Consider the following 24,822-nt stretch of genomic DNA (forward strand, 5'->3'; position numbering starts at 1 on the left):
AGCCTCTTTGAGTGCATTTAGCTGCGCTTTTAGCACTTTTCGTTACTTTTATAGTTATAAACAGCATAGTAACGCGTAGTTTTGATTTTACAATCGCTATTACACTTAAAAAATTAATCCCCTAAATAATTGCATATTAATTATTAAGGCTTTTAAAAATTTCATCTTAAGTAATTAATAGTAATGTTAAACTGCATTAAAAGCAGCGCAAGGAAACGTCATGCAGTCCCAACAACAAAGCTTAATTTACTTACACATTGCCGTCCTTTTATTTGGCGGTACCGCCTTATTCGCAAAGCTAATTGGTTTAAATGCATTAGATATTACCGCTTATCGCGCGGCTATTGCTGGGGTGGCAATTTGTGTGCTACTAATTTTGCAAAAAAAACCAATTAAGCTGCATCACGCCAAAGATTATATGATTGCCATTTTATTAGGCGTTGCCGTAGGTATTCACTGGGTAACCTACTTTGCAGGCATGCAATTGGCGGGAATTACCGTGGGCATGTTAGCTTTTTTTACCTATCCCGTGATCACAGTATTTTTAGAGCCTCTATTTAATAAAAGTAAGCCCAAAGCAAAAGATATAATAAGCGCTATAGTGGTGATTATTGGCATTTATTTATTGATCCCTAACGTTAATTTAGGCGATGACATCACTTTAGGCGTTGTGACGGGGGTGGTATCAGCATTGTTTTTTGCTATTCGTAATATTACCCATAAACGCTACTTTAGCGAGTATGGTGGACCGCAAACCATGTTTTATCAAACGTTAGTGGCAAGCCTGATGCTATGTGCATTTATTGAAGTACCCATAACACAAATTAATGATACTGATTTAATATTGCTGCTTATCGCCGGTGTGGTGTTTACTGCGATGCCGCATTCGTTATTTGCAGCGAGTTTAAAAAATTTATCAGCAGCGACCGCTGGATTGATTTCTTGCTTACAGCCCCTTTATGGCACAATACTGGCTATAATTATTTTGCACGAACGCCCCTCAGTGATGACCCTGATTGGTGGTGCACTGATTGTTAGTGCTGCGTGCTTTGAAACTTGGTCAATCTCACGGAAAAAGCAGCCATGAAAATATTTGCTCATAGAGGCACAAGCACACACTTTCCTGAAAATACACATAGCGCCATTATGGCGGCGTTAAAAGCAAATGTAGATGGCATTGAGGTTGATGTACAAAGCGCACTTGATGACTACGTGATTATTCATGATACCTACCTAGATAGGACCACTAATGGTAAAGGTAAAGTGTGCGACCTAAGCGCTCAGCAAATTCAACAATTTGATGCGGGAAATGGTGAGCAAGTGCCTACCCTACAACAACTAATTGACTGGAATAGCAACCAAACCTTACTTAATTTAGAGCTAAAACATACTTTTGAACTAGAAAAGTTTGCTGCGCAACTAGAAATGAATATTACTGCAAATAAGATATCAGCAGACAATATTTTAGTTTCATCATTTAATCATCATCAACTACACTGGCTAAAGAACCGCTTGCCTTGGCTTAAAATTGGCGCACTTACTGCATCAATTCCATTGCAGTATGCGAAGTTTGCTGAAGACTTACAGGCCTTTAGCATTCATGTTGACAAAAACTTTATGAACAAGTCGTTTGTTGACGATGCCAAACTGCGCGGCTTACAGGTGTTTGCCTACACCGTAGATGAAGTTGAAGATATTAAACTGATGCTTGCCTGTGGTGTTGATGGCATTTTTACTAACGACCCTGAACGAACTAAGCATTTTTTGGCGCAATTAAATGAACTATAAATAATTATTTAATTGCTATTTATGCTATAAAAACAATAATTTAGTAGGTCACTATTTAATGAGTAGCTACATGCGTATTTATAATTTTTTAGAACAAACTCTATTTTTTACTTTAACCCGAAAAATAGTGGGTAATTTAAGCTTTGTATTTTTATTTCAAGCTATTACATTATTTTGGTTACACAGTAGCCTCTCTGAAAATCAACAAAGCACAGGGCTATTTTGGGCATTAACCCTGCTGATTGTTGCCGGTTTTATATTTACTATTTTTTATATGCGCTTTTTAATTGTGCGCCCGGTAAAAGCCATGCGCGATACGTTGATTAATATTAATCAACAAGATGCCAACTTAGCTGCCAAACTTCCTCATTTTACTTTTGATGAATTTAGAGATTTAAGTGAACAATATAATCAGTTTACTACGCACTTAAACAGCTTATTAAGTACGACCTACAGCAGCGCTCAGGAAAGCGTGCAAAGTAATAGCCAAGTAACGCAATCAATGCAGCACATAGAGCAGCTAAGCGAACAGCAAATTAATTTAAGCCACACCATAATTAATGCCAGTAACCAAATTACCCAAAGCCTGCAAGATATAGTAAGTAACACTGATAGCGTACATCAGGTAAATAATGAACACCTTAGCTTTGTTAAGCTCTCTGCAAGCGAACTGTCTAAACTGGTTGAACAGGTGAGACTTATTAATGAAATGCTGGGTAGTTTTTCTAAAACGATTGCAGGCTTAAAAGAGAATAGTGAAAACATTCGTAGCATTTTAAAAATGGTAGAAGAGTTTTCTGATCAAACTAATTTATTAGCGCTTAATGCGGCAATTGAAGCAGCGCGCGCCGGAGAAGCTGGGCGAGGTTTTGCCGTGGTTGCCGATGAAGTTCGCACCCTATCGGTTAAAGTAAGTGATGCAACCCGCCAAATTAGTGATTTTATTACCCAAATGAATGAGCTGGTTAATGAAACCAATAAAGAGTCTCAGCAGTTAATTAGTCACTCTAATAACGCACAAGCTGCAATCAACGATACCTCAGAAGGTTTTGGAAAAATGCTCAATGAATTTGAGCATAATCAGCAGCAATTACAGCAAATAGCTAACGCAGTTCATTTACTTGAAGATACACAAAATCAAACTCATGAATCGGTTGAACAAATTGTGGCGCTTGGCGAACAAGCAAAGCAACAAATAGACACCGCATTGCATGACTCTGAGCAATCACAAAAACTAAGTCAACAAACCCAACAACAGTTAAAGCGTTTTGTAGACTAGGGTCTGCTGATCTTTCAAGGTTAAATTTGCAGCAGTCTGTTTGGTATTTAGGCAAGGCAGGGCCTATGTGGTGTGGTTATTCCCCATAAATAGGCGATAACGCAGCATCAATGCCAAACAGGCGCTGCCCGAAGGGTTCTGCCTAGGGGCAATTAACTCTTTGTTGCTCGGTTTTTACTTAGCCCACTAGGTTACAAACCTCGCGCCGCGATTAAATCGCCCCTAGTTTGAACAAATTTCAATCCGCAAAGGTCAACAGACCCTAGTTTTACCCAAGCCGCGATTATGCTAAATTACGCGGCTTATAATATAACTGTGTGAAGCATGTGAGCGACGTCAATCTAAATTATGAACAGCTAGCCCAGCAAATAAAGCTATGGGGTCAAGAACTTGGCTTTAGTGAAGTGGGTATTACTGACATTGATTTAACTAAGCATGAAGCACAGCTGCAGCGATGGCTTGATGCGGGTTTTCATGGCTCAATGGATTATATGGCAGCCCATGGTATGAAGCGTGCTCGCCCTAATGAGCTAGTACCCGGAACACAGCGGGTTATTTCAGTTAAAATGAATTACCTCCCACCTGATTCAGGCTTTGCCAAAAACCTTAAAAATACCGAAAAAGCCTATATCAGCCGATATGCCCTTGGCCGTGACTATCATAAGTTGATGCGCAACCGAATCAAACAGTTAGGTAAAAAAATTGAACAACATGTGGGTGACTATAGCTTTAGGCCTTTTGTTGATTCAGCCCCTGTACTTGAACGTCAACTCGCTGAAAAAGCGGGATTAGGCTGGCGCGGAAAGCATTCTTTATTAATAAATAAAGAGGCGGGTTCTTGGTTCTTTTTAGGTGAGCTTTTTGTCGACTTACCTTTACCTATTGATAACGAAAACACTTTTGAGGGTTGCGGCAAATGCGTTGCCTGCATAACACTATGCCCCACTGGTGCTATTGTAGAACCTTATGTGGTTGATGCGCGTAAGTGCATTTCGTATTTAACTATAGAGCATCAAGGTGCTATTCCTGAGCAATACAGAACATTAATGGGAAATCGCATTTATGGCTGTGACGATTGCCAATTGGTATGCCCATGGAACCGCTACGGAAAAATTACTGATGAGGCTGACTTTCATCCTCGTACACAATTAAAAAACAAAGATTTACTCGAGTTATTTTCTTGGGATGAAACTACCTTTTTAAAAAATACCGAGGGTAGTCCAATCCGCCGTATTGGCCATGAACGTTGGCTACGAAATATAGCCGTTGGCTTAGGAAACGCAGATTTTAGCCCGGCAATTATTGCTGCACTCGAAGATAAGCGCCAAGCTGTAAGTGACTTGGTGGGTGAACATATAAATTGGGCACTCGCCCAGCAACACGATAAACAAAGACAAAAGTTGCGTAAAACGGCACGGCTAATTCGTATTGTTGAAAAAGGCTTACCCAGAGACGCATAAGCCTTTTACCTTTTTATGTAATCACTTTCTCTGTGAACTATTAGCTCTCTTTGCGCATAATTTACTAACATCTAATTTAACACAGAGAAGAGAATGAGGAGTAAATAAGAAGCTACTATTAAAGTACAGCTCTTAGTTAACCTGTTACTCATACCTTTCGTTTTTAACCTTTAAAAGACACGACATAAAGTCGCTGCTACAAGTTAATTTGTCCAATCGTAGTAAGGAATTTACCCCGCGTCTCGCAGCCCGTAGCCCGCACCTTTAGCCTTTCAACAATAAAGCGAGATCTTGCTCTATCTCTGCGAACGCTTTTTTAACCTGATCAACAGATTCTTGGCGTGCCACCGAATTTTGAATCGTTTCGTCGACCTTTTTGTAAATAAACACTTCCTGGTCTTCATCGAGTCCCATGGTTGGGATCCGCTCTTCTAACTCCTCTTGAAGTTGTTTAAATACTTTTTCGTTATTTATCCGGCTGTCGTTAAGCAATCCAATTAAACTATGAAATTTACTGTGGACAGTACTCGCCACTTTGTTTAATCGCTCTTGCTGCGAAACCAACATTTTCTTAGTAGTAATAGCGCGCAATTGCTGTTCGGTTACACTTACAATAAAACAAATATGATCACGTATACGCCCATGCTTCTGCTCATCTTGTTCTGGCATATTCAAAATCAATAAACTGACAAACTCGTAATTAACCAAAATACGATGAGAAAACTCATGTAACCTACCTTTGTTTTTAAGCATTTCAAATAACTCAATCACAATCGGCGAACACACACCGTTTAAAGCAAAGTGCGATTTGGTGTCGTTACATCTAAATTCAATATTACTTTGTAGACCAAATGTCTGTAAGCACTCCACTAATGCCTTACCTAACTCCTCTACATCGTTGATAAAACCGATATTTTCAATATAGTTAACTATCTGACCCATTTCACTGCTATTTGCCATAGCATTAAAAGCGGTTGAGGTTGCTTCTTTTACTTGCTTTTCAAGCTGTTGTTTTTCTATTAATACTTGATTTAACTTATTCAGCTTTTGCTTAAGCTCATCGTGCCCAAACGGTTTTACAATATAGTCTTCAGCACCTACTGAATAACCTTCCATACGTTCCTCAACGGTCCCCCTTGCCGATACAAACATCACTATAATATCTTGTGTTTTAGGGTTGGCTTTGAGCTCTTTACATACTTCGTAACCATTCATTTTTGGCATGCTTACATCAAGTAAGATAACCTGCGGCATATACTCTTCAACCATGCTCAAGCATTCCGGGCCACTCGAAGCCAGCTTAAGTTCAAAATCTAATTCCTCTAGGATTTCTTCTATTATTTCGAGGTTAAATGGTTCATCGTCGACTGCAAGAATTTTAGTTAAAGCCATAATTTTTCGTCCATATAAATCGTGTTCATTAAAACAATTCGGTTATTAGCTACTATTTTTCACTAATTGCTCATCGGCTAAATATTCATCGAGGTTTATTTCCAAAGGAACCTGAATGCTAATGGTTGCCCCACCAAGTTCGTTATTACAGGCTTTTATAGTTCCTTGATGTAAAGAAACAAATTCACGGCACAGCGTAAGTCCTAATCCTGTCCCCCCTGCGCCACTATTTGTTTTGCTACTTTGCACAAATTTTTGAAAAACAGTTTCAAGCTCGTCTTCTGGTATGCCTATTCCGCTATCTATTACTTCAATATTTGCACACCCACTGTCTGTTTCCAATGCAACTTCGATAGTGCTATGTTCTTCGCTAAATTTTAATGCATTACTCAATACGTTTCTAAGTACCTGATTAATTTGCTCTTCATCGCATTGCGCTACAACTGGTGGGTTATCTGATTTAAATGCAATCTTAATATCTTTTTCTATGGCAATTCCGGACACATCATCAATACTTGTTTTAACAATAGTCGTTAAATCGCATGCTCGCGGGTTAAATGGGAATTTACCTACATCTAATTTCGACAAATCGAGTAAATTGTTAAGTAAAGAAAGCAGCCTTTGTCCACTTGATTCAATTCGGGTTAAGTATTTTAAAAGTTTATCTTTACTAAAATCATCATCTTGAAGCTTACCGATACCAAAGCGTGAAAAACTTAGTATAGAATGCATAGGGGTTCTTAGCTCATGTGACATATTCGCCAAAAACTCTGATTTGCTTAAATTAGCTGCTTCAGCAATGTTTTTCGCATGCTCAAGTTGCGAAGTCCGCGCTCTAACCTGCTCTTCTAGAAGGTCTTTGGCCTCAAGTAATAAATCTTCTTTTTGTTTTAAATGGGTTACGTTTTTAAAAATAACCGCTAATGCTATCTCACCATGATGATCAATTTCATTAAATGAGCCGACAAGTGGAATTTTACTGCCATCTTTATTGACTAGGTGTAAGTCGCAACTAAATTGCCGATTACTGTTTAAAGTCGATATTTTATCTTTTATTGCCTTTACTGAATCGTCATCTAAAAAGTGAAATAACGAGTGAGCAATGAGCTTTTTAAACGGTAAATTAAACAGCTTTAAGCACGCGTCGTTAGCCTCTACTATTTTGCCTTTACGTTCAAAAAGTAAGATTGGATCGGGAGTATTTTTAAAAATCACTTGCAGCAAACTGTCTTTTTCAATAAGTACATCGACTGTATCTTGTAGCCTTTCAACTAGCTCTGCGTTATGACGTTTTAGCAATTCGGTTTGCCACAACTTATGTACTGCTTGTAATAAAACGTTGTCATCGAGTGGCTTAATTAAAACGTCTTCAACACCTTGGCGAATTGCTTCAATCATAGAAACCTGAGCAGGACGCGAGGTTAATAATAAGCAGCGGCTATGCGGCTGTATCTGCTTAAGGCTGGTAAATATATCTAAGCCAAGCCCTTCTTTTAAACTAAAATCACTAATTAAAATATCAATCATTCTGAGTTTAGCAATATTAAGTGCCTCATCATGATTCGTAGCTGTGTATACCTCTATATGTGCACCCACTAAACTACTTTTTAGCATTTCTAAACGCTCACTAACATGATCAACCAACAAAATTGTAGGCAGTTTAAAAATATGATCAGGGCCTATTTCTAATAGTTCTTCAATAAATGAAGTGATTTCTTTATTAGAAAAAAATGGATAAATAATAGTGGCATCTGGAACAAGCTCATTTAATTTACCAAATGCATCAAGCAATTCACCACTTTCAGCCTTGGGAGCTAAAAGTAAAAATGATTGTCGGGTTGCTTGTTTTACCAACGAAGCAACCAGATTTGTTGGTGTCCCTTGTGAAAAGGCAAGCATATCGTACGCATCTATGTTGCTGCTTTGATCAAACATAGAATAATGAACTAATTCAACTTCACAACCAATTAGCTCAAGCAGTACTTTTAAGCGCATAGCAATCATGCTACTGCTATCAATAATAAGTATTTTTTGCGCCATTTATGTACACTTTTAAGAATTAATTAAACACCTTTTCAGCATAGTATAGAATTTTTGGTTTGGCATAATCGTCTACATAAATGTAATTTTTGCTTGCCTATGGTTATGGGATTACATTAAATGCTTACCAAAAATAGTCAGGCTGTACAGCTGGTTATCCATCCTTGCAACATTGGGCAACTCTCCCCATACTGCAAAATCAAAATGCTTAAATAATTTAATGCTTGGTTCGTTATGGCTAAAAATAAACCCGAGTAACACTTCAATATCGAGCTTTTGTGCTTGTTGTTGTGCAAATTGCATCAACTTTTTACCCAACCCTTTTCCTTGGGCTGCTGATGTAATGTAGATGCTTAGTTCAACGGTGCCATCGTAAGCTGGGCGCCCATAAAACGATTTATAACTTACCCACGCTAGTACTTGGTCATTTTCGCAGTAAACAAAAATAGGTCTTTGAGCTGTATGGCTATCAAACCAAGGTTGTTTGTCAGCAACGGTTACTTCTTCGGTATCGGCGGTCACCATTCGACTAGGGATAGTTTCATTGTAAATGGCAACAATAGCAGTTAAATCATCAGGTTTTGCTAAACGTATAGTCATAGAAAATAAGTAAAATTGATCAATTTTGTCTATAGTAGCGTATGATAAGTTACATAAACACCCATCGAATCGCATTCAAGGTAACCGCATGATAAGAAAATTAATATTCGGATTAACACTGGCTCTCGGCTGTGTATCTGTAACCACCAATGCAGCAGACACTAATAGCCCTTCAGCAAAGACAGATACCTGCGATGACTTCACAAATGTGTCACTGAGAAAGCTTCGTTCAACCGAAACGCTTAACCTATGTGAATTTAAAAATAAGCCACTGTTGATTGTTAACACTGCCAGCAATTGCGGCTTTACTTCTCAGTTTGAAGGGCTAGAAACGCTATACAAAAAATATAAAGAGCAAGGTTTAGTGGTGCTCGGTTTTCCATCTGACGATTTTTTTCAAGAAGAAAATGACGAAAAAGATACGGCTAAAGTCTGTTATGTGAATTACGGCGTTACTTTCCCTATGTTAGCCACCAGCGCAGTGCGTGGCAGCGATGCCAACCCTATTTTCAAGCACTTAAATGCAAAAACTAGTTCACCTAACTGGAATTTTTATAAATACGTGGTTTCGGCAGATCGTCAATCAGTGACTCGCTTTAACAGCCGCGTCAAACCCGATTCAGCAAAATTAGAAAGCGCCATCAAAAGTGCATTTTAATTTTGTGTTTTCAGTTTAACCTTACTAAGATGTTGCTTAGTAGATAGAAAACTAAACTTATAAATAGGAGATTTTATGGCAGTAGCAAGTGCAAGGCACATACTCGTAGACAGTGAAGCACAATGTTTAGACCTTAAAGATAAAATTGAGCAAGGCGAAGACTTTGCTGAGCTAGCTAAATTGCACTCTAATTGCCCTTCAGGTCAAGATGGTGGCGCATTAGGTGAGTTCGGACCTGGTATGATGGTTCCTGAGTTTGATAAGGTGGTTTTTTCAGCGCCACTTAACCAAGTACAAGGTCCTGTTCAAACACAGTTTGGTTACCATTTATTAGAAGTAACCAGCCGCTCAGAGTAAGCAAATCGATTTATTAATAAAGCCGCATTAGCGGCTTTTTATTTATGTGGAGTTGGCAAAAGCCCCAATATGCAATTACTTGGCTCTATTTCTTCCCCTTATGTTCGCCGTGTCAGAATTTGGGCACAACAAAATAACTGTGAGCTTGAGTTTATAAATCTCGACATTTTTTCAAGCGATGACCGCTCTTTAATGATGTCGCACAACCCGGCAGCTAAAATCCCTATCTTAATTGATGGCTCGCTTAACTTAAGCGACTCAAACAATATACTGCGTTACTTACTTGAAAAAACACAGCAGAACCCGCTAACTTGGCCGCAAGAGCATTTTTTAACTAGCATCAACGCCTGTAACGATTCATTGGTTGAGTTATTGATATGTCAGCGCTCTGGGTTTGACACGCAAGCTGATAAACTATTTTTTAATCTGCAAAATGAGCGAATTGCGCAAACTTTAGACTATTTAAATGATCATTTAAACGATGATGAATTTAAAAGCTGTGAATGCCTCAACATCAGTTTATACTGCTTGCTAGATTGGATCTGCTTTCGTGAACTCACTGATTTTAGCGCGCAGCCGCAGTTAGTTAAGTTTTATGAAGCGTTTAGTCAGCGTCAAGCGGCTAAAAATACCAACCCTCGACTCAAATTTTAAAAGGTGAACACATGAGCGATATCGAAATTGAATCACAACTAGTTAGCTTTGTAGAAAAAGTACGTGTTAGTGAGCAGATCTGGGCACTAGGTGCACAAGATGGTGGCTTTGTTGTATGTGAATCAAATCAGTTTGACGACACCGATGTACTTTTACTGTGGGAATCAGAAGACGCAGCAAAAGAGCAATGTAAAGAAGAGTGGAAAGACTACAGTCCGGTAGAAATCAACCTAGATGAATTTTTAGATGATTGGGTTGAAGACCTTAAATCGGATGATGCTCTGGTTGGTTTAAATTGGAATGACGATCAAGTGTGCGTAGAAATTGAACCAGTTGGTTTAGCTCGCGCTTTAAGTGAATAAGTTTTAACTGTTTATTTGCTGGCACTACCCCAATTAACAACAACGATTAGTTGGGGTATAAAATAATAAAAACTGTCAAGGTACTGCGTTGAAAACCCATCTTGGTCGTCGTCCATTCTCAGCTATGGAGCTGCATACGCTCTATACCGGATATATTTATAGTGATACTCGGCTTGCCCGCGAACAAGCTAAACACTGGCACTTTTGGCTGCCTTTAATTGCGTACTACAGTGGCGCTTACAGTGATGAAATTGGCTATTTAACCCTAGATGACTTGGTGGTTGAAAATAGCATTCTCTGCTTTAGCTTTCATACTCATGGTAAAATTAAACCCCGTTTAATTCCTGTACATAACGCCCTTATTAAGGCCGGACTTAATGATTATTTAGCCTACGTAAAAGCGCAAAAACACACACGTTTACTGTTTGACCTCCCAGCAAAAACAGGACGCTACAGTGAAAAAGTACGCATTTGGTTTTCAGGCGAGGGCGAACGTGCGGGGTATTTGCAAAAATGTGCAATTCCTTCCGTGGATCAACTCGGAATGAAAACCGCGATTAGTAGTTTGCGGCTTAACTTTGAACAGCAAATTCGTATTTATGCCCTGCAAGCAGGCTCTAAAGACTGCTTCAATTACTTAATGGGCTTTAATGATTACCCCCATGATAACTTTAACGATATAGCCTTGTTAAATAAGGTGCTGCAACAGCTCCGGGTTATTAATTCCCACATTCATTGGCAGCGGTTTTTAGCACGAGATAGCCACTGACAAACTTTGTTACTCTTTTCCTTATTGTTGTTCGCTTACTCTAGCAAAAAAAGCTGTTAGGATGGAATGTACTCACTCTTCTAACAACAAAAATCTAGGGATAACTATGTTTTTTAAAAGCCTCTTAACCGTGAGCGTTGCGCTTGCGATAAATGCTGCTAACGCTAATGAGTTCGTCATTGAAAAGCTCGCAAAGCCAAGTTCACAAAAAGTCGCTTTAACGCTCGACCCAAGTCAGGATACTTTTACAGGAATGACTGAAATCAGTTTGGAGGTGCTTAAACCAACACGCTACATTGAACTTAATGGTGTTGATTACGCAACCAAAATGGTTCAACTATTGGGTGAGCAAAACTGCGACTTAAACAGCGAAATGCTTAAAACCGGTAAAGTTAAATTTAGCTGCGAAGAGCAAATTCAGCCGGGTAAATACACTTTAAAAATTGATTTCTCAGCGCCATATAATCGCCAAAGTGTGGGGCTATATAAAACCCTAGATCAAGGCGTTCCTTATCTTTTCACCCAATTTGAAATGAGCGATGCCCGTCGAGCGTTTCCTGTATTTGACGAACCAAGCTATAAAATTCCATTTCAGTTAACTATTACCGCCCCCACTTCACAAAAAGTGTATTCAAATACACCTGAGTTAAAAACGACAGTGAATGGCGATATGACTACCCATTACTTTGATAAAACGCCACCAATTCCATCATACTTAGTAGCTATGGCTGTAGGCCCGTTTGAAGAGCTAGAGATTAAGGGTATGCCAATTCCTGGCCGTGTAATTACTCCACAGGGTAAAATTCATTTAGCACAGTATGCAAAAGAGAATATGCCTAAAGTACTGGGCGCACTTGAAGAGTACTTTGGTATTCCTTACGTATATAAAAAGTTAGATTCAGTGGCTGTTCCAGAGTTTCCGTTTGGGGCAATGGAAAACTCAGGTTTAGTGACTTACCGCGAAGATATTCTTCTGGTTGATTTAGAAGCTGCAACACGTAGTAAAAAGCAACGTAATGTCTCTATTATTGCCCATGAATTAGCTCACCAATGGTACGGTAACTTAGTGACTATGAAGTGGTGGAACGACTTATGGTTAAACGAAGCGTTTGCTAGCTGGATGGCAGCAAAAATTACTAAGCAACTTAACCCTGAGTTTGAATCACACCTAGATTTACCACAAAACAATGTAATGGCGTTAGATGCTCGCTTAAGCACTAAGCCAATTCGTAAACCAATTAAAACTGAAGCCGATATTATGGACGGTTTAGGCCTTGCATACAGCAAAGGCAGCTCAGTACTGGCGATGGTTGAAAATTGGATTGGTGAAGACGCATTTCAAGCTGGTATTCAAAATTACTTAAAAGAGTTCTCTTATAAAAATGCCGAAGCCGCCGATTTATGGGAAGCACTCGGTAAGGCTTCAAATAAAGATGTGGCGAGTGTTTTAAAATCATTTATTGAACAATCATCATTTCCTTTAATCAAGGTTGATCAGCAAGGTAAAACTATCACTATTTCGCAAAGCCGTTTTGCTAATGCCGGTGTTGATGCTCCAGCCCAACTTTGGAATGTACCCGTTGCCATTAAGTACGGTAAAGGCGATAAAGTAAAAACTGCCAGTGTATTACTTAATAAACAAAACCAAACGCTAGAGTTAGATTTTGAGCCAGAGTGGATATATCCAGACCAAGGTGCGCTAGGTTACTACCGCTGGGTCATGGACGATGCGCAATTTAACGCACTAATTGATAATGCAGCAAGCGTATTAAACGACCGCGAGCGCCTTGCATTGTTATCAGCTACTGACGCCTTACTTGACGCAGGTGTAATTTCTGCGGCTAAGCTGATGCAAACGCTTGAAGTATTTGCCAGTGATAGTCATCCACGCGTAGCTAACACTGCTTTAGGTTATTTAGCATCTCAGCAACGTACCTTTAAAGACGATAGCAACAAAGATTTATGGCCTACATTTATTCAAAATGCAGTCATGCCTGCCGCTAAAAAATATGGCCTAGAAGCAAAAATGGGGGAAGATGGCGCTGTTGCTCAACTGCGAGCTGCGGTAGTGTCGCGTTTAGGCTTTGATGGTGAAGATAAAAATGTGATCAATAAAGCTAAGCAGCAAACAGCTGTTTACTTAAAAGATCCACAAAATGTAGACCCTTATTTAGCGGGTACTTACTTACGTCTTGCGGCTTTTCATGGTGATAAAGCGCTGCTTGATCAGTTTATGGCAACCTTTAAAACCACTAAAGATCCACAAGTTCGTACCAATATGTTGGCAGCAATGGGTTATTTTGGTAAACCTGAACTCCAAAAAGCAGTGCTTGCATATAGCTTAACCGATGAAGTAACCGCTTCTGATATGCGTACTATTTTATCGGGGCAAAGTTACACCGATGAACGCCAAGCACTCTTTATTGATTGGATATATAGCAACTACGATAAAGTAACAGCAAGTTTGCCACCATTTTTTGTACCTAACTTACCTTACTTTACTACTGCTAGCTGTGATGCTGAAAGTTTAGCGACAACGCAAACGTTCTTTGACGCTAAACTTGATGACGTACCTGGCTATGCGCGCACATTAAGTAAGCTTGCAGAAAGTACGAATGACTGTATTGCACTTAAAAACCGTGAACTCAAATCAGTAAATAGCTTTTTGAATAGTAAATAAACTAAAGGCTAAAGGTTGAAGGTTGAAGATTTTATCTTGCACCTTTTGCCTTTAGCCCTGCACCAATCTATTAACCACCAATAATCATCGTTAGCTTAGCTATAAACTCTTTTGCCGCTTGTTCAGAGTTAATTTTAAAAGCGACACCATAATGAATAGGCTGTGCGCTTTTATAAATACGAGTGGGAAAACGGGTCATTTCACTGCTATGAAAATAGCCTTGAGTACGCACAACCCCATCAATATCAGTAAAGTCATCACTAAACACTTCAAATGCGGGGCGGATCACAATTTTACCTTTCCCCGTTTCGGCATGGGTGTAAAACGCTTCTTTAGAGTTTGCTAGCATATACTCAGCAATGTTTTTTATTTTAAAGTTACTTCTACACTCTAGTTTTATCAGCTGCTCTGTTAACTCGTCTGCGCTAAATGCCACGTGACTTTCCTTTTTATTTAATAGTTAGGGTCTGTTGACCTTTCAAGGTTAAATTTGCATCAGTCTGTTTGGTATTTAGTCAAGGCAGAGCCTATGTGGTGTGGTTATTCCCCATAAATAGGCGATAACGCAGCATCAATGCCAAACAGGCACTGCCCTTCGGGTTCTGCCTAGGGGCGATTTACTCTTTGTTGCTCGGTTTTTACTTAGCCCACTAGGTTACAAACCTCGCGCCGCGATTAAACAGCCCCTAGTTTGAACAAATTGTAATTCGCAAAGGTCAACAGACCCTAGACTAACTCATGCATGAGTGAAAGTCCGAATTTATTATTTAGTGTTTATTTAACACTACATACAAACGCTAATTGCTGATTTTTATAACTCAACCGGCTTATTTCAGTATCACAATATTGGCTTAAATCGAGCCATTGAGATATATCAGATCCAGCTGTTAGTTGTCGTTGATAGATACGATTTTTAATTGCGTAAGCAACTGTATTTTCATCTTTTAAGATGAAGTCTTGTACTTGGTTTGGCAACCTAAGGATGTTGCTTACCTGCTTGGTTTGAGGGTCAAAACGGGCTAACTGGTGCTGGCCATTTTTACTATGACTAAATAAAAATTCACTTCGCGATTTATCGTAAATAAGTGTGCGACCAATGTTATTTGCAACAACTTCACCTTTAGCCGCAACAACCGAGGTATATTGTAATGTATGTGGCTCACCTAAAATAAACATTACTAAATCGTTGTTATTACCCCAAGCGTGATAGCCCACAGGCTCAATCCAATCAAAAATACGACTTGGCGCCTGCTCTGTGCTCAGCGGATATTGCCATAATTTTTGTTTGCCATCTTCTTCAACCACGATGGCAGATAAACTATCACCACTCGGTGTTAATGTTGGCGAATACTCACTTACATCTGTATTGGTGATCATGGAGGTTTGTTTTGATGATAAATCGTAAAGCGCAATATCAGTTTGGCTCTGATTATTACTGATTACCTCACGCGTATAATAAAGGCCAGTATCGGTTAAGTGGGGCTGATTGTTGTAGCTGGTTTTATCACTAACAATGCTTACGCGTATGCCATGCGGAGTATTTAAATCGGCAAGCAGTATTTGACTTTTAGGCATATTTGCCTGGGCAACGCCCAATGTTAAAGCATTAATTGTTATTAGCCCTAACAACGGTTTGATCAGTTTCATGCTTTCTCTCGTTTTAATTTTAAGCACCTCATGATAACGTTATTTACTGATGACGTCACTTGACCTAGCTTAGTAAGGTCTTTATAACTAACGGGTCATAAAAAAGAGAACAAACATGTCAGCTAAACACCCTATTATTGCAATCACCGGCTCATCTGGAGCAGGCACTACAACCACCACCAATGCCGTGAAGCATATTTTCCGCAGCCTCGATATCAATGCTGCATTTATTGAAGGTGATAGCTTTCATCGTTACACACGTCCTGAAATGGACAAAAAAATTCGAGAAGCCCAACAAGAAAGTAAACACATAAGTTATTTTGGCCGAGAAGCCAATGACTTTGGTGCATTAGAAGACTTATTTACCAAGTATGGTGAAACAGGCGAAGGTAAACTGCGCCGTTATTTACATACCTTTGATGAGGCCGTGCCTTATAACCAGTTACCTGGAACATTTACTCCTTGGCAAGAGCTTGAGCAAAATACAGATTTAATGTTTTACGAAGGCTTACATGGCGGCGTGGTCGACGAAGATCATGATGTTGCTAAGCATGTTGATTTACTCATAGGCATGGTGCCAATTATTAACCTTGAGTGGATCCAAAAGCTTATTCGCGATACCTCAGAACGCGGCCATTCTCGTGAAAAAGTAATGGACTCGATTGTACGCAGTATGGATGACTACATTAATCATATAACGCCGCAGTTTTCTCGTACTCATATTAACTTTCAGCGAGTACCCACCGTTGATACCTCCAACCCATTTAGCGCAAAAGATATCCCCTCCCTTGATGAAAGCTTTGTTGTTATTCGCTTTAGGGGCATTGATGACGTTGATTTCCCGTATTATTTACGCATGATTGAAGGCAGCTTTATGTCGCGGATCAATACGCTTGTAGTACCCGGTGGCAAAATGGGACTCGCTATGGAGCTAGTGCTTACGCCACTGATCAAAGATATTATTTTGAAAAAACGCGCCTTAGCAAAATTAGCCCCACCTGAAATTCCTATTTAAGTGTATCAATAATCTGTTAGAGACTTTTTGGTTTAGAAGATCTAACAACATACAATGATCCTATGGAGCTGATCATTTCTTTTATCAAGTGATCGCAAATACATTCTGCTCTTTTTTGTTTAGTCTAACTCACGTACACTGCTGATTTTAAGTATGATGAGAGTAGTATGTCGCAAGCCATTAAAATTGTTGTCGGGTCTAAAAACCCAGTAAAAGTAAATGCCGCTAAACACATTTTTGCGATGTATTTCCCTGAGCATATAATTGAATGTAGTGGCGTTCACGCCCCCTCTGATGTACCCGATCAGCCTATAGGCGAAGAACAAACGTGTTTGGGAGCGAAAAACCGAGTTAACTACTGTAAAGCACAGCATCAAGCAGACTACTACATAGCGATGGAAGGCGGCGCAGCGCAATTTAGCTATGGTGCAGCAACCTTTGCCTATGTCGTTATTGATGACGGCGCACAGCAAGTTACAGGCCGAAGCAGTAACTTACCTTTGCCTTCAGTTTTTTATAATGCATTGCTGCAAGGTGAAGAACTTGGAGATGTGATGGATAAAGCTTTTAATACCACCAATATTAAGCAGCAAGGGGGTGCTATTGGTTTATTAACTGATCATCATGCAACACGAGAAAGTACCTATACTCAAGCGCTGACTCTCGCCATGGCCCCTTTTCTTAATCCCACTTTATATAATCAATAACGGATGTTTTAATGAAGTATAACTACGTATTATTTGATGCCGACGAAACCTTATTTAGCTTTAATGCCTTTGCTGGCTTACAAAAAATGTTGGCTGCTTATGACATGGATTTTACCAAAGCAGATTATGACCATTACCAAAACACCAATAAGCCACTATGGATTGCCTATCAAAATAACGAAATTACCGCAAACCATCTGCAAGTAACTCGTTTTAGTGAGCTGGCAAATAAACTTGATGTACCAGCCCAGCAGCTCAATGATGATTTTTTATCGGCAATGGCTGAAATTTGTATGCCTTTACCCGGTGCGGTTGAATTATTAAACGCCCTTAAACCTCATGCCAAATTAGGTATTATCACTAATGGCTTTAGTCAGCTGCAAGCACGTCGCTTAGCACATACGGGGCTGCAAGATATGTTCGATTGGCTGGTAATCTCTGAAAAAGTAGGTATTGCTAAGCCTGCAAAAGAGATATTTGAGCACACCTTTAATTTAATGGGGAATCCACCTAAAGAGCAAATTTTAATGGTAGGTGATACCGCCAGTAGTGATATTCTTGGTGGACAAAATGCAGGCATAGACACCTGCTGGTTACAGCACCCTGGAGTAATCTTACCTGAAGGTATTAAGCCAACGTACCAAGTCACTGAGTTAAAACAGTTACAAACTATTTTAGGTCTGTAATACCTGACTGATTGTGCTGACAAACAGCCAAAAAAAATGACGCTAATTAGCGTCATTTTTTATAACTGTATGTAAGCGATTAACTGATTAGGCGTTTGCTAATTCAAGGCCGGGGGCAGGCATCGAAACAGGCGTTTCAAAGGTTGCCCACTCCCATGCTGACTCGGTTGCCATAATTTTGCGTAGTAACTTGTTATTTAAATCATGACCTGATTTAAATGCAGTTACTTTACCTAAAAGGTTATGACCTGTCATAAACATGTCACCTACACAGTCTAGTATCTTATGCTTGACGAACTCGTCTGGGTAACGCAGACCGTTTGGATTTAAAACTTTAAATTCATCAAGTACCACTGCACTATCCATGCTACCACCTAGTGCAAGGTTATTAGCATGCATGTATTCAATATCTTTCATAAAGCCAAAAGTACGCGCACGGCTAATTTCTTCAGTGAAGCTTTGTGCGGTAATATCTAAGCCAATGCGTTGGCGGCTTTCATTAATTGCAGGGTGATCAAAGGCAATTTCAAAATCGATATGGAATCCGTCATAAGGTTCTACTTCGGCCCATTTGTCGCCTTCTTCAATACGTACTTTTTCTTTAATACGAATGAAGCGTTTTGCAACATTTTGCTCTTCAATGCCGCCTTTTTGTAATAAATAAATGAATGGCAATGCACTACCATCCATTATTGGAACTTCTGAGCTATCAAGTTCAACAATCAGATTGTCGATACCCATGGCCGCAACAGCTGCAATTAAATGCTCAGTAGTTGATAAGCGAACACCATCTTTGTTAATTAAACAGGTACACAATTGCGTATCACCAACGGCTTCAGGCGTTGTTTCAAAATCAACAACCGGATCAAGGTCGACACGACGAAATACAATCCCAGTATTTGCGCTCGCAGGTCGGAGAGTTATTGTGACCTTCTCACCTTTATGAAGTCCAATTCCTATGGCTTTGACTACTTGTGCAATCGTACGCTGTTTAATCATAGGTTCGCTCACTTTAAGTATATATTACAGTTAGACGGCGGAGTGTAACATAAATACGGTATAACTACAATATTTGTTCACATTTCGCACAAAAGTACTGTTTTTAATTAGTCTGCTTGTTTACGTAAAAAAGCAGGAATGTCGAAATAATCGCCACCCTCAGACTTATCTGTTTTATTAGCACTACTTGACGACGTATTCGTTGCTGAACTTGAAGAGCTAGTCGATGTGTTGCTTTGCTCTTTTGATTCAGTTTGCGATGTCGTTGCAGGCTCTTCAGTCGTGCTTGTGCCTTGGCTTGCAAAGCTAGGTACGTACATGCTGCTGCTTGTTTGTGTGCTTGAGCTAGTTACATCAGAGCCTGACGCTTTTTTGAAACCGTTATCTACGATACCAAACTGTGGACGACGATCGCCGCCTAAGCCGGTTGCAACCACGGTTACACGTAGCTCATCCGTCATTTCTGGGTCAATTACCGCGCCAACAACAACCGTTGCGTTTTCAGACGCTAGCGCCTTAACGTGATTACCCACAATTTCGAATTCTTCAATCGCGATATCCATACCCGCAGTAATGTTAACCAAAATGCCTTTAGCACCGGTTAAATCTACGTCTTCTAAAAGAGGGCTTGAAATAGCAGCTTCTGCTGCTTCTTGTGCACGATCAGGTCCCGATGCAGATGCTGTACCCATCATCGCCGTGCCCATTGCAGACATAACAGTACGTACGTCGGCGAAATCCACGTTAATTAGACCCGAGCGAGTAATTAACTCAGCAATACCTTGTACCGCACCAAACAATACGTCATTTGCTTTAGCAAATGCATCCAGTAAAGTTGTTCCTTTACCCAATACTTTTAGTAACTTGTTATTTGGAATAGTGATTAACGAGTCCACAATTTCAGATAGTTCGCTAATACCTTGCTCTGCAGCAGCGGCACGCTTTTTACCTTCAAAATCAAACGGACGGGTTACCACAGCAACAGTTAAAATACCAAGCTCTTTAGCAATTTTAGCCACGACTGGCGCAGCACCGGTACCTGTACCGCCGCCCATACCTGCCGCAATAAACACCATATCAGCGCCTTCAAGGCTAGCACGAATGGTTTCGGCGTCTTCTTCAGCCGATTCACGACCTACTTCAGGGTTAGCCCCTGCACCTAACCCAGAGGTTATTTGCGTACCTAATTGTACTGTTACATCAGCGGCTGAATTACGTAATGCTTGCGCATCCGTATTGGCTGCGATAAAACGAACGCCTTCTATTTGTTGTTTTACCATGTGCTCAACTGCGTTACCGCCGCCACCGCCTACACCGATTACTTTTATTACAGCTTCTTCGCTGTGTTGTTCCATTATATCAAACATATTTACTCTCCGACTTGAGTACTAAAACTCGCCTTGAAACCATTTTGTGATGCGGTTCCACCAATTATTATTATCATCCGCTTTCGACTTTTGTGCATTCATCGACTGCATAGTACGCCCGTATTGTAACAAACCTACAGCGGTTGCGTACGATGGATCATCAACATAATCAGTTAAACCTACTACACCAATTGGTTTACCTATTCTTACTGGCATCTGAAAAATATCTTCAGCCACTTCCATTGCGCCAGTCATTTTAGCAGTTCCGCCAGTAATGACGAGACCTGCTGCAATTTGGTCTTCTAATCCCGAGCGACGAATTTCTTCCATCGCCAGTTCAAATAATTCTCTAAAACGTGGCTCAACCACTTCAGACAACGTATGCCTAGACATCAGTCTTGCTGGTCGCCCACCTACGCTTGGCACTTCAATCGTGTCTTCGCTGCTCGCCATTTGGCTACTTGCACAGGCATATTGTACTTTGAGTGACTCTGCATGTGATATAGGTGTGCGAAATATTTTTGCAATATCACCGGTTACTTGGTTGCCCGCCACCGGAATAACCGCAGAATGACGCAGTGCACCATTAATATAAATAGTGATATCCATAGTACCACCACCGATATCTAGCACCGCGACACCTAGCTCTTTTTCATCGTCCGTCAGTACAGAGTAACAAGAGGCAAGCGCAGTGAATATAAGTTGGTCAACTTCAAGCCCACAACGTTCAACACATTTTTCTATATTTTTAGCCATATCGTTGGAGCAGGTAATAATATGCGCACGTGCTTCCATACGCACACCACTCATGCCAAGTGGGTTTTTAATCCCCTCTTGCATGTCAATGCTGTACTCTTGTGGCAAGGCATGCAACATTTTGCGTTCAGCTGAAATTGGTACTGAGCGAGCAATATGGATTACATTTTCAATGTCTTCATCGGTTACTTCAGTATTATTAATAGCGACAACACCGCTTTCGTTCTGACATTGAATATGTTTGCCAGAAATGCCCAAATAAACCGAGCTAATACGACAATCAGCCATCAATTCGGCTTCATCAATTGCGCGGCGAATAGACTCAGACACTAAATTTAAATCGTTAACGCCGCCTTTATCCATTCCATAAGATACTTGGCTCCCCACGCCAACAATGCTGAGCTTGTTATCTGTGGTGATTTCACCTACCGTGGCCACTACTTTCGAAGTGCCTACGTCTAATCCAATCACTAGGTTTCTTTCTGCTGACTTAGTCATGCCTTACTCTTTATTATAATTGCTGTTCTTGCATTGGCTTATAGCTCACTGCAAGGCCGGTATCGTAGCGTAAATCAATTGCATCTATCTGTGCATCAGCACGTTGTTCTATGCGTGAATAAACGTCTATAAAACGCTGTACACGCTTGGCTTTATCCTTGCGCCCTAAATTTAAACGCACGCCATTATCTAACCAAAGTTGCCACGAAAACCGCTCAGATAGCGCAAGGCTAGTGAGCGTTAGTGCATTTACTTTAAGCATTTCATCAAACTGTTTAAACGCTACCCATGCTTCTTTTTCACTGCCTTCTGGCCCATATAACTGGGGTAATGTGGCACTTAATTTATCACTTTTAGCCTCAAACGCCTCGCCGCTTTGGTTAATCAATAAATCACTGTTCCAGTGAGCGACCGCTTGATGCTCTACCACGTAAACTTGGATAGTATCAGGCCATTGCTTTCTTACCGATACCGTTGCAACCCAAGGTAGTTCTTGCACTAAATGCTGAACATGCTTTACGTTTAACTCAAAAAAGCTACTTAAATCCGCTTTTTTTATCGCGGTAGTTATTGCTTTTTCATCGGTGTATTTGGGGCTCCCCAACACCGTTAGATGCTTAATTTGCGCATCTTTATTTGCAACTAACCAATGGGAAACCCCATTGGTTATTTCAATTAACCCAATCACCACAGCCAGAAAAAAGCTCACTCCAAAAATCAGCGACCAGTTAAGTTGCTGTTTTAGTTGCTGCGCTTTCTCTAAAAAGGGATGCATATTAAAGGGTTTGCTCCAAAATGCGAACAACTAATTGCTCAAAACTTGCCCCATTGGCTTTTGCAGCCATTGGCACCAATGATTTTTCTGTCATGCCTGGCACTGTATTTACTTCCAACAAGTAAAATTGGCCTTGCTGATCTTGCATTGCATCGACGCGACCCCAGCCACTTGCACCCACTAAATCAAACGCATCGAGTGCCATTGCTTGTAGTTTTTGTGTATCCGGTTGTGATAAATCAGCAGGACAATGATATTGTGTCGTACTTGACTGATATTTAGCTTGGTAGTCATAAAAACCATTTGGCGTGCTCATTTCAATCACAGGTTGTACTTCATCACCAAGCACCGTAATTGTAAATTCGCGCCCCGAGATCCACTGCTCTACCAATACTTGGCTGTCGAACTTAAATGCATTGCTGAGCGCATCTTCAAGCTCTTCTGCAGAGCTTGCTTGTGCCATACCAATACTTGAGCCTTCGTGCGATGGTTTTACCATCACTTTTTTAAATTCATCGATAATTGCTTTAGCATCAAAGCCTTTTTTAGCATCAACTACCGCATAAGGTGCTGTGCTTAAGCCTGCCGATTTAAACAAGTGCTTACAACGAATTTTATCCATTGCCAATGCTGAACCTAATACATTACTGCCAGTGTAAGGCAAGTTCATAAACTCTAAAGCACCTTGTACTGTGCCATCTTCACCACCTCGGCCATGCAGCGCAATAAAAACGCGATCAACATTTAAGTCTTTTAATTCCCACAATGAACGATTTTGAGGGTCAAACGCAATCGCATCAATGCCACAGGCAAGAAGTGCATTAAGGACTGCTTGACCAGATTTTAATGACACGTCGCGCTCTGCTGAGTTTCCACCTAGCAGCACCGCTACTTTACCGAACTGGGAACTTACCTGTGTCATACTTCACCTTGCTTTAATTTTTCTATCGACATATTTGTTGCTGCTAAACTTTTAACTAGCTGACCTATGTTACCTGCGCCTTGCGTAAGTACTAAGTCATTATTTTGTAGGCAGTTAGCAAGTACACCTGCAAGCTCTGAGCTTGAAGCCACATGCAATGGCTCTTTGCCACGCTGGCGTAAACTGCGGCATAAACTCTTACTATCAGCGCCCACAATCGGCTCTTCGCCTGCACTGTAAACATCAAGCAATAGCAACTGATCAACCTCAGCGAGTACTTTCACAAAATCTTCGTATAAATCGCGAGTACGGGTATAGCGATGCGGCTGATAAACCATCACTAAACGCTTATCAGGCCAGCCTTCTCGCGCTGCGGTGATGGTAGCTGCCACTTCTGATGGGTGATGACCATAGTCATCTACTAACATCACATTACCGCATTCGTTTTCAAATTCACCATAATGCTGAAAACGACGGCCAATGCCTTCAAAAGTATCTAATGCCGCTAAAATTGCATGATTAGCTATGTTTTGGTCTTTTGCCACCGCAATCGCTGCGGTTGCATTTAGGGCATTGTGTTTACCTGGCATATTTAACTTGGCGGTTAAACTCTCGCCTTGTTTATTAGTAACAGTAAATTGGCATGTATTGGCTGTTTGGCTAAATTCACTCATTCGATAGTCAGCATCTTGCGATTCACCATAAGTGATCACCGGACGACCAAAGCGAGGGATTAATTCTGCGGCAACGTCTGAATCTATACACACTACAGCTAGCCCGTAAAACGGCAGGTTATGAATGAATTCAACATAAGTATCTTTCATTTTTTCTAAGCTGCCGCCGTAAGTTTCCATGTGATCTTCTTCAATATTAGTGATCACCGATACCATAGGTTGTAAATGCAAAAATGAAGCATCGCTTTCATCCGCTTCAGCGATTAAAAAATCGCTTTTGCCTACTTTAGCATTGCTGCCAGCACTATTTAATAAACCGCCAATAATAAAGGTTGGATCGAGCCCTGCTTGTGCATAAATACTGGCAATTAAACTGGTTGTTGTGGTTTTGCCATGGGTACCGGCAATAGCAATACCATGACGAAAACGCATCAGCTCAGCTAACATTTCTGCACGGCGAACCACCGGAATACGTGCAGCTTGCGCGGCTTGAATTTCAGGGTTTGTTTTATCAATTGCACTTGAAACCACCACCACATTAGCGTCTTTTACATTATTTTCATGATGGCCAATAAATACTTCAGCGCCCGCTTGAATTAAACGCTCGGTCATGGCGCTATGCGCTATATCCGAGCCGGTAATACGGTAACCTTCAAAAGCCAATACTTCTGCAATACCGCCCATACCTGCACCACCTATTCCTACAAAGTGAATAGTTTCAATGCGGCGCATCGCAG

24 protein-coding genes are annotated in these 24,822 nt (G+C 40.4%); 13 read left to right on the forward strand and 11 right to left on the reverse strand.

All coding sequences use genetic code 11. The annotated features are described in order from the left end of the window. Window positions 1–220: 220 nt before the first annotated feature. The 4 genes from DK924_RS12605 to queG all read left to right on the forward strand — a co-directional run bounded on the left by DK924_RS12605 (window position 221) and on the right by queG (window position 4,527). Window positions 221–1,087, forward strand: coding sequence for a DMT family transporter (locus tag DK924_RS12605; RefSeq protein WP_109875347.1), 867 nt, complete (start codon window positions 221–223; stop codon window positions 1,085–1,087). Beyond that, window positions 1,084–1,788, forward strand: a complete 705-nt coding sequence (locus tag DK924_RS12610; protein WP_010390735.1) for a glycerophosphodiester phosphodiesterase family protein — start codon at window positions 1,084–1,086, stop codon at window positions 1,786–1,788. Before DK924_RS12605 ends, DK924_RS12610 begins: the two co-directional genes overlap by 4 nt. A 58-nt stretch (window positions 1,789–1,846) precedes the next feature. Then, entirely contained in the window at window positions 1,847–3,067 is a 1,221-nt protein-coding gene (locus DK924_RS12615) for a methyl-accepting chemotaxis protein (protein ID WP_109875348.1), read from the forward strand. Between the two features lie 326 nt (window positions 3,068–3,393). Then, window positions 3,394–4,527 carry a tRNA epoxyqueuosine(34) reductase QueG gene (gene queG / locus DK924_RS12620; protein WP_109875485.1) on the forward strand — a complete coding sequence of 378 codons (1,134 nt, stop codon included), beginning with the start codon at window positions 3,394–3,396 and terminating at the stop codon, window positions 4,525–4,527. 264 nt (window positions 4,528–4,791) lie between these two features. On the opposite strand, the gene DK924_RS12625 is transcribed toward queG, so the two are convergent. From DK924_RS12625 to DK924_RS12635, 3 genes are all read right to left on the reverse strand, one after another. Continuing rightward, entirely contained in the window at window positions 4,792–5,919 is a 1,128-nt protein-coding gene (locus tag DK924_RS12625; RefSeq protein WP_010390732.1) for a PleD family two-component system response regulator, read from the reverse strand. Window positions 5,920–5,964: 45 nt separating this feature from the next. Then, window positions 5,965–7,959 (reverse strand): ATP-binding protein, encoded by a 1,995-nt coding sequence (locus tag DK924_RS12630; protein WP_109875349.1) that lies wholly within the window; start codon window positions 7,957–7,959, stop codon window positions 5,965–5,967. Window positions 7,960–8,070: 111 nt separating this feature from the next. Further along, window positions 8,071–8,559 carry a GNAT family N-acetyltransferase gene (locus tag DK924_RS12635; RefSeq protein ID WP_041709196.1) on the reverse strand — a complete coding sequence of 163 codons (489 nt, stop codon included), beginning with the start codon at window positions 8,557–8,559 and terminating at the stop codon, window positions 8,071–8,073. A gap of 88 nt (window positions 8,560–8,647) precedes the next feature. Between DK924_RS12635 and DK924_RS12640 the strand changes: the two genes are divergently transcribed. The 6 genes from DK924_RS12640 to DK924_RS12665 all read left to right on the forward strand — a co-directional run bounded on the left by DK924_RS12640 (window position 8,648) and on the right by DK924_RS12665 (window position 14,039). Then, window positions 8,648–9,217 (forward strand): glutathione peroxidase, encoded by a 570-nt coding sequence (locus DK924_RS12640; protein WP_010390729.1) that lies wholly within the window; start codon window positions 8,648–8,650, stop codon window positions 9,215–9,217. A gap of 75 nt (window positions 9,218–9,292) precedes the next feature. Further along, a complete protein-coding gene (locus DK924_RS12645) occupies window positions 9,293–9,574 on the forward strand; it encodes a peptidylprolyl isomerase (RefSeq protein ID WP_008114778.1) in 282 nt (93 codons plus the stop codon). Between the two features lie 69 nt (window positions 9,575–9,643). Beyond that, the gene (locus DK924_RS12650; RefSeq protein WP_008114780.1) at window positions 9,644–10,228 is read left to right on the forward strand and encodes a glutathione S-transferase family protein; all 585 of its coding nucleotides are present in this window, start codon (window positions 9,644–9,646) and stop codon (window positions 10,226–10,228) included. 11 nt (window positions 10,229–10,239) lie between these two features. Beyond that, complete coding sequence (locus DK924_RS12655; RefSeq protein WP_008114782.1) at window positions 10,240–10,590, forward strand: DUF2750 domain-containing protein; 351 nt, start codon at window positions 10,240–10,242, stop codon at window positions 10,588–10,590. Between the two features lie 88 nt (window positions 10,591–10,678). Then, window positions 10,679–11,359 (forward strand): hypothetical protein, encoded by a 681-nt coding sequence (locus tag DK924_RS12660; RefSeq protein ID WP_008465303.1) that lies wholly within the window; start codon window positions 10,679–10,681, stop codon window positions 11,357–11,359. A 106-nt stretch (window positions 11,360–11,465) separates the two neighbouring features. After that, on the forward strand, window positions 11,466–14,039 hold the full coding sequence (locus tag DK924_RS12665) for a M1 family metallopeptidase (RefSeq protein ID WP_109875350.1): 2,574 nt from the start codon (window positions 11,466–11,468) through the stop codon (window positions 14,037–14,039). 70 nt (window positions 14,040–14,109) lie between these two features. Here DK924_RS12665 and DK924_RS12670 read toward each other — a convergent pair whose 3' ends face one another. Further along, window positions 14,110–14,475: a hypothetical protein gene (locus DK924_RS12670; protein WP_008114788.1), complete on the reverse strand. Its 366-nt coding sequence runs from the start codon at window positions 14,473–14,475 to the stop codon at window positions 14,110–14,112. A gap of 338 nt (window positions 14,476–14,813) precedes the next feature. Continuing rightward, a complete protein-coding gene (locus tag DK924_RS12675; RefSeq protein ID WP_109875351.1) occupies window positions 14,814–15,686 on the reverse strand; it encodes a hypothetical protein in 873 nt (290 codons plus the stop codon). A gap of 115 nt (window positions 15,687–15,801) precedes the next feature. On the opposite strand from DK924_RS12675, the gene DK924_RS12680 reads away from it, so the two are divergent. The 3 genes from DK924_RS12680 to yjjG all read left to right on the forward strand — a co-directional run bounded on the left by DK924_RS12680 (window position 15,802) and on the right by yjjG (window position 18,094). Then, window positions 15,802–16,701 carry a phosphoribulokinase gene (locus tag DK924_RS12680; protein ID WP_008114793.1) on the forward strand — a complete coding sequence of 300 codons (900 nt, stop codon included), beginning with the start codon at window positions 15,802–15,804 and terminating at the stop codon, window positions 16,699–16,701. Window positions 16,702–16,868: 167 nt separating this feature from the next. After that, window positions 16,869–17,408 (forward strand): inosine/xanthosine triphosphatase, encoded by a 540-nt coding sequence (gene yjjX / locus DK924_RS12685; RefSeq protein WP_109875352.1) that lies wholly within the window; start codon window positions 16,869–16,871, stop codon window positions 17,406–17,408. Window positions 17,409–17,419: 11 nt separating this feature from the next. After that, window positions 17,420–18,094, forward strand: a complete 675-nt coding sequence (gene yjjG, locus DK924_RS12690) for a pyrimidine 5'-nucleotidase (RefSeq protein WP_109875353.1) — start codon at window positions 17,420–17,422, stop codon at window positions 18,092–18,094. An 87-nt stretch (window positions 18,095–18,181) separates the two neighbouring features. Here the strand turns inward: yjjG and lpxC are convergent, their stop codons facing one another. The 6 genes from lpxC to murC form a co-directional block, all read right to left on the reverse strand. Next, window positions 18,182–19,093 carry a UDP-3-O-acyl-N-acetylglucosamine deacetylase gene (lpxC, locus tag DK924_RS12695; protein WP_010390707.1) on the reverse strand — a complete coding sequence of 304 codons (912 nt, stop codon included), beginning with the start codon at window positions 19,091–19,093 and terminating at the stop codon, window positions 18,182–18,184. Between the two features lie 107 nt (window positions 19,094–19,200). After that, the gene (ftsZ, locus tag DK924_RS12700) at window positions 19,201–20,460 is read right to left on the reverse strand and encodes a cell division protein FtsZ (RefSeq protein ID WP_109875354.1); all 1,260 of its coding nucleotides are present in this window, start codon (window positions 20,458–20,460) and stop codon (window positions 19,201–19,203) included. 21 nt (window positions 20,461–20,481) lie between these two features. Continuing rightward, window positions 20,482–21,714: a cell division protein FtsA gene (ftsA, locus tag DK924_RS12705; protein ID WP_008110678.1), complete on the reverse strand. Its 1,233-nt coding sequence runs from the start codon at window positions 21,712–21,714 to the stop codon at window positions 20,482–20,484. Between the two features lie 13 nt (window positions 21,715–21,727). Continuing rightward, window positions 21,728–22,489 (reverse strand): cell division protein FtsQ/DivIB, encoded by a 762-nt coding sequence (locus tag DK924_RS12710; RefSeq protein WP_109875355.1) that lies wholly within the window; start codon window positions 22,487–22,489, stop codon window positions 21,728–21,730. Between the two features lies 1 nt (window position 22,490). Next, window positions 22,491–23,411 carry a D-alanine--D-alanine ligase gene (locus DK924_RS12715; protein ID WP_010390703.1) on the reverse strand — a complete coding sequence of 307 codons (921 nt, stop codon included), beginning with the start codon at window positions 23,409–23,411 and terminating at the stop codon, window positions 22,491–22,493. After that, entirely contained in the window at window positions 23,408–24,817 is a 1,410-nt protein-coding gene (gene murC / locus DK924_RS12720; protein WP_219986106.1) for a UDP-N-acetylmuramate--L-alanine ligase, read from the reverse strand. Before murC ends, DK924_RS12715 begins: the two co-directional genes overlap by 4 nt. Window positions 24,818–24,822: the final 5 nt, after the last annotated feature.

The sequence above is a fragment of the Pseudoalteromonas sp. meg-B1 genome, from assembly GCF_003173795.1.
Taxonomy (GTDB): domain Bacteria; phylum Pseudomonadota; class Gammaproteobacteria; order Enterobacterales; family Alteromonadaceae; genus Pseudoalteromonas; species Pseudoalteromonas undina.